This is a genomic window from Vibrio sp. VP6, assembly GCF_028823755.1.
Lineage (GTDB): Bacteria > Pseudomonadota > Gammaproteobacteria > Enterobacterales > Vibrionaceae > Vibrio > Vibrio parahaemolyticus.
The window spans coordinates 121,549-137,101 of sequence record NZ_JAPEID010000007.1; the positions used below are offsets into that span (position 1 = coordinate 121,549).

Below are 15,553 nucleotides of genomic sequence, written 5' to 3' on the forward strand. Positions count from 1 at the left end.
CACAAATTTGAAGTACAAAAAAACCAGCCCGGAGGCTGGTTCTTGTAAACTCAACAATCTAGAGGAAAATTATTCCCACTCGATTGTCGCTGGTGGCTTACCAGAAATGTCGTAAACAACTCGTGAAATACCTTCAACTTCGTTGATAATACGGTTAGATACCTTACCTAGGAAGTCGTATGGTAGGTGTGCCCAATGCGCTGTCATAAAGTCGATAGTTTCAACTGCACGCAGTGATACCACCCAATCGTACTTACGACCGTCGCCCATTACGCCTACAGAACGAACTGGTAGGAATACCGTGAACGCTTGAGATACTTTGTCGTATAGATCTGCTGCGTGAAGCTCTTCAATAAAGATAGCGTCAGCACGACGTAGCAAGTCACAGTATTCTTTCTTGATCTCGCCAAGAACGCGAACACCTAGACCTGGGCCTGGGAACGGGTGACGGTAAAGCATGTTGTACGGAAGACCTAGCTCCAGACCAATCTTACGAACTTCATCTTTGAACAACTCACGTAGTGGCTCAACTAGACCCATTTCCATATCGTCAGGTAGACCGCCCACGTTGTGGTGTGACTTAATCACGTGTGCTTTACCAGTTTTAGATGCTGCAGACTCGATTACGTCTGGGTAGATAGTACCCTGAGCAAGCCATTTTGCGTTTTTCAGCTTCTTCGATTCTTCATCGAATACGTCTACGAATACGTGGCCGATAGTCTTACGTTTTTCTTCTGGGTCAGACTTGCCTTTCAACGCTTCAAGGAAACGCTCTTCTGCGTCTACTTTGATGATGTTCAGGCCGAATTTGTCGCCAAACATATCCATTACTTGCTGACCTTCGTTTAGACGAAGCAAACCGTTATCCACGAATACACACGTTAGCTTGTCGCCAATCGCACGGTGAACCAGCATCGCCACAACCGATGAATCCACACCACCAGATAGACCTAGGATCACTTCATCGTCACCCACTTGCTCTTTAATACGAGCAACAGCGTCTTCGATGATAGATTCAGAGGTCCATAGACGCTCACAGCCACACACGCCAAGAACGAAGTTCTCTAGCATTTGTAGGCCACCTTTCGTGTGCGTTACTTCTGGGTGGAACTGAACGCCGTAGTATTTCTTCTCTTCGTTCGCCATTGCCGCGTAAGGACAAGTGTCTGTCTCACCGACTTTTACGAAGTCTGCTGGAATTTCTACAACTTTGTCGCCGTGGCTCATCCAAACGTCTTGAGTCGCTTCAAGATCTTTGAAGATCGCAGATTCGCCAGAAACTTTTACTTGTGCGTAGCCAAATTCACGCTCGTTTGAGCCCGCTACTTTACCACCTAGCTGTTCTGCCATGGTTTGCATGCCGTAACATACACCAAGTACAGGAACACCTGAGTCAAATACATATTGAGGAGCGCGAGGAGAGTTTTCTTCTGTAACGCTTTCTGGGCCACCAGAAAGGATGATGCCATCTGGGTTGAATTCGCGAATATCCGCTTCTTCTACGTCCCAGCTCCATAGTTCACAGTAAACGCCGATTTCACGTACGCGACGCGCAACTAATTGAGTGTACTGAGAACCGAAGTCCAAGATCAGAATACGTTGGTCATGGATATTTTTAGTCATTTTGAGCAGTCTTTTAAGGCTAAGTGATTAAAACCGAGGCGAGTGTACTCGCCTCTTCTTAATGCTTCAAGGAAAAAGCAAACGTTTACGTTAGGCTGTTAGTTACCTAGACGGTAGTTTGGCGCTTCCTTAGTGATCTGAACGTCGTGTACGTGAGATTCTTGCATACCCGCACCAGAAATACGTACAAATTCAGCTTTAGTACGCATGTCTTCGATAGTTGCAGAACCCGTTAGACCCATGCTTGAACGTAGACCACCCATTTGTTGGTGTACGATCTCTTTTAGGCGGCCTTTGTATGCGATACGACCTTCAATGCCTTCTGGTACAAGCTTGTCTGCTGCGTTATCAGATTGGAAGTAACGGTCAGAAGAACCTTGAGACATCGCGCCTAGAGAACCCATACCACGGTAAGCTTTGTAAGAACGGCCGTTGTAAAGAATCACTTCGCCCGGCGCTTCTTCTGTACCTGCGAACATAGAACCAACCATCACACATGATGCGCCTGCTACGATTGCTTTACAGATGTCGCCAGAGAAACGGATACCGCCGTCAGCAATCACTGGGATGCCGTATTCGTTAGCCACTTCAGCCGCGTCAGCGATTGCTGTGATTTGAGGAACACCAACACCCGTTACGATACGAGTCGTACAGATAGAACCAGGGCCAATACCGACTTTCACTGCGCTTACGCCAGCTTCGATAAGAGCTTTCGCGCCAGCACCTGTTGCGACGTTACCGCCGATGATGTCTAGATCTGGGTACGCTGCACGAGTGTCACGAATACGTTGTAGAACGCCTTCTGAATGACCGTGAGAAGAGTCGATAAGTAGTACGTCAACGCCTGCTTCTACAAGTGCAGCAACACGTTCTTCGTTACCCGCACCAGCACCAACAGCTGCGCCAACACGTAGACGACCGCGCTCATCTTTACATGCGTTTGGTTTACGTTCTGCTTTATGGAAGTCTTTAGCAGTGATCATACCGGTTAGTTTGAACTCATCGTTCACTACCAGTACTTTTTCAACGCGTGCTTCGTGCATTTTCTCTTGAACTTCTTCACGAGTTGCACCTTCTTTTACAGAAGCTAGACGCTCTTTAGGCGTCATTACCGCAGACACTTTCTTAGATAGGTCAGTCACAAAGCGTACGTCACGACCAGTGATGATACCCACTAGCTCGTTGTGCTCTGTTACTACAGGGAAACCTGCAAAACCGTGCTTTTCAGTCAGAGCGACTACATCGGCGATGGTTGCATCAGGATTCACAGTCACAGGGTCTGTTACCACACCAGCTTCGAACTTCTTAACTTTACGAACTTCTGCCGCTTGCTGCTCAATAGACATGTTCTTGTGGATAAAGCCAATGCCACCTTCCTGCGCAAGAGCGATAGCTAGACGGGCTTCCGTCACGGTGTCCATCGACGCAGAAATCATAGGGATGTTCAGACTGATGTTTTTCGTCAACTGAGTGCGAAGATCAGCTGTGTTTGGGAGAACGGTGGAGTGTGCTGGCACAAGTAGTACGTCATCGAATGTCAGCGCTTCTTTGGCAATTCTTAGCATTTGCAATATCTCACAATTAGAGGAGTAAAAAGAACAATCCAATCTCATCGTTTCGCATAATGAGGGTAACTAGTTTTAGGTAACAAGTTACATTTGGATTAGATATTGCGGAGGGATTATACGTTCAACGCAATCGCTTGACTACAAGTTTTTTAATTTTTTTCTTGCAATTACCCCCTTGCTATGTATTATATTGCCGCTAATTTCCATACTCACGTCTAAGAGATTAGCTGTGCTCTCCAAGACCAATCAGAACATCTTCACTGTTTCTCGTCTCAACGCAGAAGTTCGTTTACTCCTTGAAAACGAAATGGGGATCGTTTGGCTTGTCGGAGAGATATCCAACTTCTCTGCTCCTGTTTCCGGTCACTGGTACCTCACCCTTAAAGATTCTCGTGCTCAAGTAAAATGTGCCATGTTCCGTGGTAACAATCGTCGCGTTACTTTCAAACCTGCAAACGGCAATCAAGTTTTAGTTAAAGCCCGTCTGTCTCTGTATGAGCCACGTGGTGACTACCAATTGATCATCGAAAGCATGCAGCCTGAAGGCGATGGTCGTCTGCAACAAGAGTTTGAAGAGCTTAAGATGAAGTTGGCAGCGGAAGGTTTGTTCGCTCAAACCAACAAACTGCCACTACCAGAGCATCCAAAGCGTGTTGGTATCATCACTTCTAAAACAGGTGCTGCGCTTTACGACATATTGGACGTTTTAAAACGCCGTGATCCTTCCCTACCCGTGGTGATTTATCCGACCATGGTCCAAGGTGATGACGCAGCCATTCAAATTGCCCAAGCAATCGGTCGTGCGAATAGCCGAAATGAATGTGATGTATTGATTGTTGGTCGTGGCGGCGGCTCTCTAGAAGACTTATGGTGCTTTAACAATGAGATCCTTGCTCGCACTATTGCTGCAAGTCAAATCCCGATCATTAGTGCTGTGGGCCATGAAGTCGACATGACGATTGCCGATTTTGTTGCCGATGTGCGAGCTCCTACTCCATCAGCTGCCGCTGAACTGGTTAGCCGTGACAATAGCCATAAAGATCAATCGCTTGTCGCGAAACAGCATAAACTAGCTAGTGCGATGCGCTACTACTTAGCACAGCAAAAACAGCAATCTGCGCAACTTCTGCATCGCTTAGAACGCCAACATCCAAGTTATCAGTTGCAGCGTCAGTCACAGCAACTCGATGAGCTGGATATGCGTTTGCGTAGAGCTATGCAGCGCTTCATCGATACACGTCAACAAGCCGTTGAGCGTAAACACCACCGTCTGCAATTAAACTCTCCTGTTAAACACTTAGCACAACAAAAGTCGAGACTTGAACGTATTGAGCACAAGCTATTGGACGCAATGGATCGAAAACTACTGACGATGCGTCATCAGTTAGCGATTGCGGCAGAAAAGTTAGATACCGTCAGTCCCCTAGCGACACTCAAGCGTGGTTACTCCATCACGCAAACGGAGCAAGGTAAGGTCGTTACAAGCGCAGATGATGTAAAAACGGGCGACCTTTTAGTCACCCGTTTGGCTAATGGTGAGATTCACTCTACCGTTAGTTAGCCGACTTTAAAATGAGCTTAATCAGCTGATTTTTTGAAACTCAAATCGCACACGAGATTTGGATTTGAGTTCATTACAGGTATTGCAGAAATAATTCGCAGCCCCACAAGCCTGAAGCTTTTCTAACTCAGCACCACAGTCCGGACAAAAACCTACTTTTTTGAAATCGGATTCACATTGGCCACAATGGTATCGGCCAGTCCATTCTAGTTCTACTTCGCAATCTGGACATTTGTTCTGTTGCATATCTCTCACCATACTGTTTCACTCGCTCCAGTATTCACATTTTCTAACCGCTAACCTTGATGTATATCACCGTATGCAAGGTAATGGGTTTACTTCACGAGAAGCTTACTTTAAGAAAGATCTTATTCTGATCATCGGATATTTACCATTTGATCAGCGATCACCCTCTAAAAGAATATTTATATAACCACACACCGAAAGCATAAGTTACATATTCTGCATTCCAATTTAAAGAAGCACAAAACACCAAAATTAAATTCAAAAAAAGAAAAAACAGAATTTAATAAAAAGATCTAATTGGAAAAGCAAGCTATTACATCGGTGTGCATTTCAATCGTTTGTGAATCCATTTCGACCAACTTGACGTGTATCGAGCCAAAGTCACTCAAATGCTCTGCGTGCGTTCCTCCACAAGGGATCACGGCCAATTCTCCCTCTCCCAAGTCACATTTCCAATAACGAGAATCGGTCAAGTTGTCACCATGGCAGTCCATAATGATCGCCGCGTCTCTTTCCAGCCAAAGCTTCAATTGTGCATTCACCTGACTCTCTATTTTCTCTAAGTCTGACAGCATTTCTGCGCTGTTTAGGCCTCTTTTACGGAGTGTTTTACCTAAACGGTAAGTATCTAGGCACTTGTCTGGTGTTACAAAGCTGGCTTCTTGGGCATAACTATTAAAATCATAGTTGCCATGTGGGTCTTTACGATCAGCATCTTTACGCCAGTAACTGGCAGCGAGGACTTTGTTCAGGGCTAAGTAGGCGAGATGACCTGCACTGTGTCCACGACTCAATGCTTGTTGGTACTCTTTATCCACTTTCAGCGTCACTCGTGTACCTTGAGATAGAGTGTCAACAAGCGCTAATACATGTACGACAACAAATAACCAGCCTTCTGTATCGCGCTTTACAGGGATTGCCGCTCCAAAAAATAGCTCTCCGGTTGCCACTTCAATGGCACCAACTTGACAATCAATCACTTCAAATTGTTGATCATTAAATACTAAGATGCCTTTATCCGCGGGATGATCAGGCCAGATATGGCTAACGGGATGAAACGGAGTCACGTCGGTGACTACGTAGGTCACTTCATTGTGGTTTTGAACGAGTTGAATCTGAGCGTCCAACTGCCAAGTTTGATGGCAGAAACGGGTTTGTGTCGCGGTAATCGTCATGCTTTGCTTATCTTTGTGAATGTAAGAAGTTAAGGTTTTGTGCTGAACATTTGAAGATACAGGAATCTGCACGTCATCACTAATATCACTAGAGGAAAACCGCGCAGAAGAACATTGTGATAATGATGAAAGTAAGGTTTAGAAAAGGACACATCTCACATCACTTTTAGAGGTTGCAAAAAACAGATAAAAAAATACCCAAGTAAAAACTTGGGTATCTTCAAATACTTAAATTATTTTTTGCGGTTTTTAACCACAGACATCATACGTTTACGCTTACGCTCTTGAGACAAGGTTAGCTTGTTCGCACGATTCTCAAACGGGTTTTCGCTATTCTGGAAGTTGATACGAATTGGCGTACCCATAATTTCCAGTGACTTGCGGAAGTAGTTCATCAAGTAACGCTTGTATGAATCCGGAAGTTCACGAACCATGTTACCGTGAATCACGACGATTGGTGGGTTGTAACCACCTGCGTGCGCGTATTTTAGCTTGATACGACGGCCACGAACCATTGGTGGTTGGTGATCATCAGTCGCCATCTTCATGATACGAGTCAAAACAGAGGTACCAACACGTGTCGTTGCCGACTTGTACGCTTCTTGGATAGACTCAAACAAGTGACCAACACCAGTACCGTGCAGTGCAGAAATAAAGTGAATGCGAGCAAAGTCAACGAAACCTAGGCGGCGGTCTAGCTCTTTCTTCACGTTCTCTTTTACTTCGTTATCTAGACCATCCCACTTGTTTACCGCTAGTACGATTGAACGACCAGCGTTCAATGCAAAACCTAGCAGGCTCAAGTCTTGGTCAGAGATGTTTTCACGTGCGTCGATAACCAATAGCACTACGTTTGCGTCTTCAACGGCTTTCAAGGTTTTAACAACAGAGAATTTCTCAACCGTTTCGTTAATACGACCACGACGACGTACACCCGCAGTATCAATGATTACATACTCACGGCCATCACGTTCCATAGGAATGTAGATTGAGTCACGAGTTGTGCCTGGCATGTCGTATACCACAACACGTTCTTCACCAAGAATACGGTTGGTTAACGTCGACTTACCAACGTTTGGACGACCAATGATTGCCAGTTTGATTGGCTGTTCTTGTAGACGTTGGAACTCCGCTTCCGCTTCTTCTTCGGTGTATTCATCTGGTGCAATGTCAGCGTCTTCAAATTCTGTCAGATCTTCAATCTCACCTTCTTCTGATTCACTTGTTAGTAAATCATCAAAGAATGGAGCTAGCGCACGCTCAAGCAATGCTGTAACACCACGACCGTGTGCAGCCGCGATTTGGTACATGCCATCAACACCAAGCTGCCAGAAATCAGCACACGCAGCGTCAGCATCAATACCATCAATTTTGTTTACCACCAGCATCGCTGGTTTTTCAATTTTACGCAGATGCGCCGCAATCGCTTCATCAGCAGGTGTAAGACCAGCACGACCGTCAACAAGGAATAGCACGACGTCAGCTTCATCAATCGCTGCTAGCGACTGCTCTGCCATTTTGGTTTCCACGCCTTCTTCTGTGCCATCAATACCGCCAGTGTCAATGACAATGAATTCGTGCTCTTCATCAAGACGAGCTTGGCCGTATTTACGGTCTCGCGTTAGGCCTGGAAAGTCCGCAACCAACGCGTCACGTGTGCGTGTCAATCGGTTAAATAGTGTAGATTTACCTACGTTCGGACGCCCTACTAGAGCAACAACAGGTACCATAACAACCTCTACAATAATCTTTCTTCTGTAGTTATAGGTAACGACTTGCCCGATGCCAAATCAAGCCAGCTTTTTACCTATAACCACGTCAGGGTTAAAAATTTCAAACAACAAAACGGCTCCTAACTGTCACCAGCCAGGAGCCGAATGTGAATTATATCACGATATTATTCGTTAATGGTTAGTTTCTTTACATCGCCGTTGCGAGTTGTAATGACATAACCATCAGACAATAGAGTCGGACCAACCGCAAAACCACTGTCATCAACGAATTGTTGAGCTACGAACTCACCCGTCGAACGATCTAACCAGTGCAGGTAACCTAGGGTATCACCTAAAACTAAATAGTTACCGACGATAACTGGCGCAGTTAACTGACGGTGTTCTAATAGGCTATTTTCCCAAAGTTCAGTACCGCTTCGAGCATCAACCGCGACCACGTGATCTTTTTCGGTGATCACAAAGATACGACTGCCGTCCGTTGCGATATCGTTCGCTGACGAATAATTACGCTTCCAGATTGGGTTAGCCGAACGCAAATCAATAGCGATCAACTGACCATTGTATCCAATGGTGAAAAGAGTTCCGCCCAGTACAATAGGAGAAGAGTCAACGTCAACCAGACGGTCAATTTCCGTAGCGCCTTTCGGTGTGCCTACTGGTTGTTGCCAAATAAGCTGACCACGCTCCACAATCGCTGCGGCTAGTCGACCATTTGCCGTACCCCAGAAAACACCACCACCAATCGCAAATGGAGTGCTGTCTCCGCGTAGTGTCAGGTTTGGAACTTCAGTACTTAGTGCCCAGCGCTGCTCACCAGAGTTTTCATCCAAAGCAATCAACATACCACGGCTGGTATTTACGATGATCAAGCCTGAATCCGCAACGGGTTTCGCCAGAACTTCACCACCTACTTTAATGCGCCAAATGATTTCACCAGTTTCTTGGCTTAGTGCAATCACTTCACCATTTTCAGAACCGATGTAAAGATGTTCGTACGCCGCAGTAATACCGCCAGACAGACGAGCAATCACGTCTTCTTCCAGATCGGTTTGCCATAATTGCTTACCATTTTCTGGATCAAGCGCTTTCACCAAACCATCACGGCTCGCGACAAACAACATGTCGTTTGCGTAGACAGGAGAAAGCTTTGAGAAGTAATGACCAACACCATCACCAATCGATGTGCTCCATTCACTCTTGGTCGTAAACTGACTATCTACCTGCGGTAGTGGTGCCATAACGATGGTATCTTCCTCGCCAGCACAACCAGCCAGGATGCCCACCGTTAATGCCCCTAACAAGGCTTTCTTAAAGACTCTTTTCATCCAATGCGGTCCTTATTATTTCGCCAAGTCGTCCAATTTCATTTGCAGTGTTGGGCTTGCATCTGCTGCTTGCTGCGCTTCTGTGTAAGCCGCGTAAGCTGCATCTTTGTCACCTTGACGAAGTGCAATATCACCACGCAATTCAGCAATGCGACCAGCCCATGCGGTATCTGTCACTTTGCCTAGCTCAGTGTTTGCAGCATCAAAGTTACCCATTTCTGTCTCGATACGAGCGATGCGGTAGCTAATTAGTGGAGATAATGCAGCATCTTTCGTATTGCTTTGAGCCCATTTAAGTTGCTCAAGAGCAGCAGCAAAGTCTTTCGCTTCGACTTGTGCTTTTGCTAGTTGCAGAGCAGCCAATACTGAATATTCTTTAACTTCGTTCGATTCGATAAAAGCTTGCACATCTGATTGCGCATCTACGCCTTTTTCTTGCAGCGTATTCATTGCGGTTGTGTAGCTTTGCGAAGCTGTTTCACTCGCCTGAATCACAGTATCCTGGTAGTAACGCCAGCCAAATAGACCACCTAAGCCAACAACAGCACCGATGATGACGGCTTTACCGTTTTCCTTCCACCAGTCTTTAATAGCTTCAACTTGTTGTTCTTCAGTATCGTAAAGTTCCACTTCCTGTCCTCTTAAAACATGTAAATGGCAGCAAAGCTGCCATTGCTCCTATTTCGTCGAAAGGCTCCGATTTTGGGAGCCTTATTGTTACGAACTAGGATTTAATCTTTAGCTTATTAAAAGACTTAAATCAGTGCTGCGATCTTCTCAGCAACTTCAGCTTGGTTGTAAGTCTCTTGCTCACCACCAACTAAGTCTTTTAGTACAACGGTATTGTCGGCAACTTCGTTTTCACCCAGAACCAATGCTACAACAGCACCTACTTTATCTGCGCGTTTAAACTGTTTCTTGAAGTTACCGCCACCGAAGTGATTCATCACGCGAACGCCTGAAATAGCTTCACGAAGCTGCTCTGCTAGCTTCATACCTGCCATCATGGTGCCTTCACCTGCAGTTACTACGTAAACATCCACACTGCGACGTACGTCTGTAAGCTCTAAAGTTTCCAACATAAGAACTAGACGCTCTAGACCCATTGCAAAGCCAACTGCTGGTGTTGGTTTGCCACCAAGTTGCTCTACAAGACCGTCATAGCGACCACCGCCACACACAGTGCCTTGAGCACCTAGGCTTTCCGTGATCCACTCAAATACCGTGCGGTTGTAGTAATCCAGACCACGAACAAGACGTTCGTTAACTGTGTATTCGATACCTGCTGCGTCTAAAAGTTCACATAGACCTGCGAAGTGTGCTTTAGATTCTTCACCTAAGTACTCAGAAAGACGCGGTGCATCACCTAAAATAGCCTGAATGTCAGGGTTCTTCGTATCCAGAACACGCAGTGGGTTAGTGTGCATGCGGCGCTTACAATCTTCGTCTAGCACATCGATATGTTGTTCAAGGAAGGCAACCAGTGCTGTGCGGTAGTCTGCGCGATCTTCTTGAGAACCGATTGAGTTCAGTTCAAGACGCACGTGCTTGTCGATGCCTAATTCACGCCATAGACGTGCAGTCATCATGATAAGCTCGGCGTCAACGTCAGGGCCATTTAGACCAAACACTTCCACACCACATTGGTGGAATTGACGGTAACGACCTTTCTGCGGACGCTCATGGCGGAACATAGGCCCCATGTACCACAGACGCTGTTCGTCACGGTTGATCAGGCTATTTTGAATACATGAACGTACACAACCCGCAGTACCTTCAGGGCGAAGTGTTAGGCTGTCTCCGTTACGATCATCAAAGGTGTACATTTCTTTTGAAACGACGTCTGTCTCTTCACCAACAGCGCGGCTGAATAGGTTTGTTTCTTCAACGATTGGCATGCGCACTTCGTTATAACCGTATGCGCTAATTACATTTTTCACTGTGTTTTCAAGTTTCTGCCACAGCGGAGATTGAGTTGGGAGACAATCGTTCATGCCTCGGATTGCTTGGATTGTTTTTGCCACAATACTTACCGTAATACTCGTTGAGATTAATCTTGTACTTTTACTTCAATGCGATTTTCGCTATCCATCATAGACGCTTTCGCACGGATCTTTGCTTCTAGCTGATTCACAAGGTCATTGTTATCGAAACGCTCTTTTTGACGTTTTCCGTCTTCATAGAACGCACTCTTCTTGTTGCTACCCGCAAGACCCAAATGGGAAACCTCAGCTTCACCAGGACCATTTACCACACAGCCAATAATAGACACATCCATTGGTGTGATGATGTCTTCTAAACGCTGCTCAAGCGCATTTACGGTACCAATAACATCGAATTCTTGGCGTGAACAACTTGGGCAAGCAATAAAGTTGATGCCACGAGAGCGAATACGCAAAGATTTCAGAATATCGAAACCGACTTTGATTTCTTCGACTGGATCAGCAGCTAAAGAGATACGTAACGTATCACCAATACCTTCCGATAAAAGCATGCCCAAGCCAACTGCTGACTTCACGGCACCTGCGCGTGCACCACCAGCTTCAGTAATACCTAAGTGAAGCGGCTGGTCGATTTTCTTCGCTAGCAAGCGGTAAGAATCAACCGCAAGGAATACATCCGATGCTTTAACGCTGACTTTGAACTGATCAAAGTTAAGACGATCGAGATGATCCACATGACGCATCGCTGATTCAACTAGGGCTTCAGGCGTTGGTTCACCGTATTTCATCTGCAGATCTTTTTCCAAAGAGCCGCCATTAACGCCAATACGGATCGGGATATTCTTATCACGCGCACAATCAACAACCGAGCGAATACGCTCTTCGTTACCAATGTTACCTGGGTTGATACGCAAACAATCGACGCCGTATTCCGCGACTTTCAGTGCGATACGGTAGTCAAAGTGAATATCAGCAACCAGAGGAACAGATACTTGCTGTTTGATCAGCTTAAACGCTTCTGCTGCTTCCATCGTTGGTACTGAAACACGGACAATGTCTGCGCCGACTTTTTCTAGTGCTCGGATTTGTGCGACTGTCGCTTCCACATCAGTCGTGCGAGTGTTAGTCATTGACTGTACGGCAATTGGCGCACCATCACCAATTGGCACATCACCCACATAAATACGCGTCGATTTACGACGAATAATTGGAGATTCGTGTTGCATAATTTTTTATAACGGTAGAGTGAATCTAGCTACTTTGCCTGAAGTATACCCAGAAAGGTCGACAGGTTCACTTGCAAATGTCATTGTTACACCTTCCGGTGCGCCTAATATCACTTTAAATGGCGCTTTTCCGGTAAGCTCTACGTCTTGACCCGGTTTCTGAGTGCCACTTACGAGCGTTTTGCCGTTTGTATCTTTTACTTGGATCCAGCAATCTGCTTTAAATTTCATGGTGAGCAGAGTCATACCTTCTGGCACTACAGGAGATGCGTCTTGAACCTCTTCTGCTGCTTCAATCACAGCAACTGGTTCTGGAGTTGCTTCTGTTGTCGACTCTTCTGTTTCTGCAGAAACCACTTCATCAGTTTGCGCTGCATTGATGGATGATTCTGATGCTGTATTGTTTGATGCCGCTAGTTCTGCTGGAGTACTTGCGATAAGCTCTTCTTCGGTCATTAGATCAATATCAGCAATTTCATCGGCACTTGGTTGGCTTGTTTCAACATTAGCCTCTGCTACAACTTGAGCGAGACTATTTTCTTGCTGATTTTGCCACCACCAAGCTGCTGAGATACCGATGATGACAATGGCTATTACCCAAGTCAGCAACATAATTCGGCTGTTGTGTTTCTCGTGTTTGGTTTTACGAGAAAAGCTTTGCATTTCGATTTCTTGCTCTTTTGGCTTTACATCTGCCGTCTGTTCTAGAGCAACCAGCACCACTTTCTCATCTAGCCCGACAAACTTTGCGTAAGAACGCAAATAGCCGCGAGTGAATGTCGCTACTTGTTGAGATTCAAATCGGTTGTTTTCAATATCTTCAATAACAGAAACGCGAAGTCTCAGGCGATCAGCAACTTGCTTTTGAGTCATACCTAAAGATTCGCGTTTGTTTTTGAGTAATGTGCCCGCTTCAATCGAAAGCGGTACTTCATTGGTATTTTCGTGTTCTGTCATAATGGCGGTATTTAATCTGTTTTAGTGGCTAACACGGTTATTTATTTTCGTTGTTGTTCTTAAGCCTCACTTAAAGATAGCTAGCCTGTTCGCGTTAACCAAAATTATATTTTTAAGAAATTCTCAACAATTGAGTGTGAATACCCGTTTTGCAAAAATCAGCAAAGCGTATGAGAAAAAATGTTGAGAATAATCGGTGTCTTCATGAATGTTCTTCACCATGATAAGCGAATGTATAACGAAGACAAAAACTCTTTCCACTCAAACTAACAGATAGCTCAAGCTTTTGTCCAAACTTTGACACAGTAAATTGAAATAAACGCCAAAACCATTCAATTTCAGGGGTTACTTTACAAATACAACAAACAAAATAGCCAGAGCAAAGGCTCTGGCTATTTTTAATTTGGGGCAAATTATACCGCTTTTACGTCGATGGTTTCTGCACCGCGCGCAGCTTTTAAAGCCGCAGTACGTTTAGTACGGTCAATAACGTCACCGACTAACTGACCACATGCCGCATCAATATCATCACCACGTGTTTTACGAACCGTCACCGTATGCTCGTATTGCATCAATGTTTTTTGGAATCTGTCAATACGTGAGTTGCTTGGCTTCTTGTACGGAGAACCTGGATACGGGTTAAACGGAATCAGGTTGATCTTACATGGTGTGTCTTTCATCAACTCAGCCAGCTCGCGTGCGTGGTCCATGTCATCGTTCACATGATCAAGCAACACGTACTCGACTGTTACTTTGCCACGGTTTGCGTTCGAAGATGCGATGTAACGACGAACTGACGCTAAGAAGTCTTGAATATCCCAACGATCGTTGATTGGCATGATTTCGCTACGTAACTTGTCGTTTGGCGCGTGTAGAGAAATCGCCAATGCTACGTCGATTTTGCCTGTCATCTGATCAAGACCAGAAACCACACCTGAAGTTGATACAGTAACGCGACGTTTAGAAAGACCAAAACCAAGATCATCAAGCATGATTTCTAGCGCAGGGATCAAGTTCTTCATGTTTAGAAGAGGCTCACCCATACCCATCATTACGACGTTAGTGATTGGACGACGACCAGTTTCTTTTTGCAAACCGATTTCACGTGCAGCACGCCACACCTGACCGATGATTTCAGATACTTTTAGGTTGCGGTTGAAGCCTTGTTGAGCGGTCGAACAGAACTTACACTCCAACGCACAACCTACCTGAGAAGATACGCATAACGTCGCGCGATCCTCTTCTGGGATGTAAACCGTTTCTACGTCTTGGTCACCCACCTTCATTGCCCACTTAATCGTGCCGTCTGAAGAGTGCTGAGCTTCTGCAACCGTTGGTGCTTTAATTTCGCACTTGTGCTGCAGTTTTTCACGTAGTTTCTTGTTGATGTTCGTCATGTTGTCGAAGTCATCAACACCGAAATGGTAGATCCACTTCATAACCTGATCAGCACGAAACGCTTTCTCGCCTAGTTCTTCCGCGAAAAACTGACGCATGCCTTTGCGATCAAAGTCGAGTAGATTGATTTTTTCAGTAGTCATGTTGCCTCTCAATGACTGAAACAAGAATAAGGGCGCGAATTGTACAGCCTTTATGCAGCTACAACAAGAGGTCTAAAACCCTGTCTTTGCTAAGGCATTAAAAACACTTCGGTTAAACATTGAACAACCTAACCAATGCGCCTTCGAACTGTTTCGATAATAAAAAGCCCCGGAATTATCCGAGGCTAACTATCTTTTACGAGCACAAACTAACTACCAATTAGCGAGGGCAAATTTCTGACTCAGGGAAGAAGAACTCAATCTCACGAGCCGCTGATTCAGGACTATCTGAACCATGCACAGAGTTATGACGCATGCTTAGCGCGTAATCTGCGCGAAGTGTGCCTGCTGCCGCTTCTTCTGGGTTGGTTTTACCCATCAATTCGCGGTAACGTGCAATCGCATTTTCGCCTTCCAACACTTGAACCATAATAGGGCCAGAAGTCATGAACTCTTTTAGAGGTTGGAAGAATTCTTTACCTTCATGTTCTGCGTAAAAACCGCTCGCCTGCTCTTCAGTCAGGTGAACCATTTTCGCAGCAATAATACGTAGGCCAGCCTTCTCGATTCGATTGTAGATTTCACCGATCAGGTTTCTTTCCACAGCGTCAGGCTTAACAATGGAAAACGTTCTTTCTAGAGCCATAAAGTTTCC

Annotated in this window: 13 protein-coding genes; 1 reads left to right on the forward strand and 12 read right to left on the reverse strand. The window is 45.4% G+C overall.

Annotated features, from left to right (window positions below; all coding sequences use genetic code 11):
- Window positions 1-69: 69 nt before the first annotated feature.
- Together guaA and guaB are read right to left on the reverse strand one after the other, a co-directional pair.
- Window positions 70-1,623, reverse strand: coding sequence for a glutamine-hydrolyzing GMP synthase (guaA, locus tag OU793_RS07005; RefSeq protein ID WP_005460250.1), 1,554 nt, complete (start codon window positions 1,621-1,623; stop codon window positions 70-72).
- Between the two features lie 98 nt (window positions 1,624-1,721).
- Entirely contained in the window at window positions 1,722-3,188 is a 1,467-nt protein-coding gene (gene guaB, locus OU793_RS07010; RefSeq protein ID WP_005460229.1) for an IMP dehydrogenase, read from the reverse strand.
- A gap of 232 nt (window positions 3,189-3,420) precedes the next feature.
- Here guaB and xseA point away from each other — a divergent pair, with 232 nt between their 5' ends.
- Window positions 3,421-4,752, forward strand: coding sequence for an exodeoxyribonuclease VII large subunit (gene xseA / locus OU793_RS07015; RefSeq protein WP_053301638.1), 1,332 nt, complete (start codon window positions 3,421-3,423; stop codon window positions 4,750-4,752).
- A gap of 21 nt (window positions 4,753-4,773) precedes the next feature.
- Here xseA and OU793_RS07020 read toward each other — a convergent pair whose 3' ends face one another.
- From OU793_RS07020 to ndk, 10 genes are all read right to left on the reverse strand, one after another.
- Window positions 4,774-4,998: a zinc ribbon domain-containing protein gene (locus tag OU793_RS07020; RefSeq protein WP_140103804.1), complete on the reverse strand. Its 225-nt coding sequence runs from the start codon at window positions 4,996-4,998 to the stop codon at window positions 4,774-4,776.
- A 293-nt stretch (window positions 4,999-5,291) separates the two neighbouring features.
- Entirely contained in the window at window positions 5,292-6,173 is an 882-nt protein-coding gene (locus OU793_RS07025) for an alanyl-tRNA editing protein (RefSeq protein WP_140103806.1), read from the reverse strand.
- Between the two features lie 233 nt (window positions 6,174-6,406).
- Window positions 6,407-7,903 carry a ribosome biogenesis GTPase Der gene (gene der, locus OU793_RS07030; protein WP_140103805.1) on the reverse strand — a complete coding sequence of 499 codons (1,497 nt, stop codon included), beginning with the start codon at window positions 7,901-7,903 and terminating at the stop codon, window positions 6,407-6,409.
- 167 nt (window positions 7,904-8,070) lie between these two features.
- Window positions 8,071-9,231 (reverse strand): outer membrane protein assembly factor BamB, encoded by a 1,161-nt coding sequence (gene bamB / locus OU793_RS07035; RefSeq protein WP_053047707.1) that lies wholly within the window; start codon window positions 9,229-9,231, stop codon window positions 8,071-8,073.
- Between the two features lie 15 nt (window positions 9,232-9,246).
- Window positions 9,247-9,861: a YfgM family protein gene (locus OU793_RS07040; RefSeq protein ID WP_005460236.1), complete on the reverse strand. Its 615-nt coding sequence runs from the start codon at window positions 9,859-9,861 to the stop codon at window positions 9,247-9,249.
- A 125-nt stretch (window positions 9,862-9,986) separates the two neighbouring features.
- The gene (gene hisS / locus OU793_RS07045; protein ID WP_005460225.1) at window positions 9,987-11,255 is read right to left on the reverse strand and encodes a histidine--tRNA ligase; all 1,269 of its coding nucleotides are present in this window, start codon (window positions 11,253-11,255) and stop codon (window positions 9,987-9,989) included.
- A 26-nt stretch (window positions 11,256-11,281) separates the two neighbouring features.
- The gene (gene ispG / locus OU793_RS07050; RefSeq protein ID WP_005496320.1) at window positions 11,282-12,400 is read right to left on the reverse strand and encodes a flavodoxin-dependent (E)-4-hydroxy-3-methylbut-2-enyl-diphosphate synthase; all 1,119 of its coding nucleotides are present in this window, start codon (window positions 12,398-12,400) and stop codon (window positions 11,282-11,284) included.
- 6 nt (window positions 12,401-12,406) lie between these two features.
- Window positions 12,407-13,357 carry a cytoskeleton protein RodZ gene (rodZ, locus tag OU793_RS07055; protein ID WP_069514005.1) on the reverse strand — a complete coding sequence of 317 codons (951 nt, stop codon included), beginning with the start codon at window positions 13,355-13,357 and terminating at the stop codon, window positions 12,407-12,409.
- Between the two features lie 413 nt (window positions 13,358-13,770).
- The gene (locus OU793_RS07060) at window positions 13,771-14,898 is read right to left on the reverse strand and encodes a bifunctional tRNA (adenosine(37)-C2)-methyltransferase TrmG/ribosomal RNA large subunit methyltransferase RlmN (protein WP_015296287.1); all 1,128 of its coding nucleotides are present in this window, start codon (window positions 14,896-14,898) and stop codon (window positions 13,771-13,773) included.
- 220 nt (window positions 14,899-15,118) lie between these two features.
- On the reverse strand, window positions 15,119-15,544 hold the full coding sequence (gene ndk, locus OU793_RS07065) for a nucleoside-diphosphate kinase (RefSeq protein ID WP_005460254.1): 426 nt from the start codon (window positions 15,542-15,544) through the stop codon (window positions 15,119-15,121).
- Window positions 15,545-15,553: the final 9 nt, after the last annotated feature.

What these genes read in the sequence shown, in the direction of transcription:
- ispG (WP_005496320.1), bottom strand. Translation starts at nt 12,400, where the DNA reads ATGCAACACGAATCTCCAATTATTCGTCGTAAATCGACGCGTATTTAT.
- guaB (WP_005460229.1), bottom strand. Translation starts at nt 3,188, where the DNA reads ATGCTAAGAATTGCCAAAGAAGCGCTGACATTCGATGACGTACTACTT.
- OU793_RS07020 (WP_140103804.1), bottom strand. Translation starts at nt 4,998, where the DNA reads ATGCAACAGAACAAATGTCCAGATTGCGAAGTAGAACTAGAATGGACT.
- bamB (WP_053047707.1), bottom strand. Translation starts at nt 9,231, where the DNA reads ATGAAAAGAGTCTTTAAGAAAGCCTTGTTAGGGGCATTAACGGTGGGC.
- OU793_RS07060 (WP_015296287.1), bottom strand. Translation starts at nt 14,898, where the DNA reads ATGACTACTGAAAAAATCAATCTACTCGACTTTGATCGCAAAGGCATG.
- ndk (WP_005460254.1), bottom strand. Translation starts at nt 15,544, where the DNA reads ATGGCTCTAGAAAGAACGTTTTCCATTGTTAAGCCTGACGCTGTGGAA.
- der (WP_140103805.1), bottom strand. Translation starts at nt 7,903, where the DNA reads ATGGTACCTGTTGTTGCTCTAGTAGGGCGTCCGAACGTAGGTAAATCT.
- rodZ (WP_069514005.1), bottom strand. Translation starts at nt 13,357, where the DNA reads ATGACAGAACACGAAAATACCAATGAAGTACCGCTTTCGATTGAAGCG.
- OU793_RS07025 (WP_140103806.1), bottom strand. Translation starts at nt 6,173, where the DNA reads ATGACGATTACCGCGACACAAACCCGTTTCTGCCATCAAACTTGGCAG.
- guaA (WP_005460250.1), bottom strand. Translation starts at nt 1,623, where the DNA reads ATGACTAAAAATATCCATGACCAACGTATTCTGATCTTGGACTTCGGT.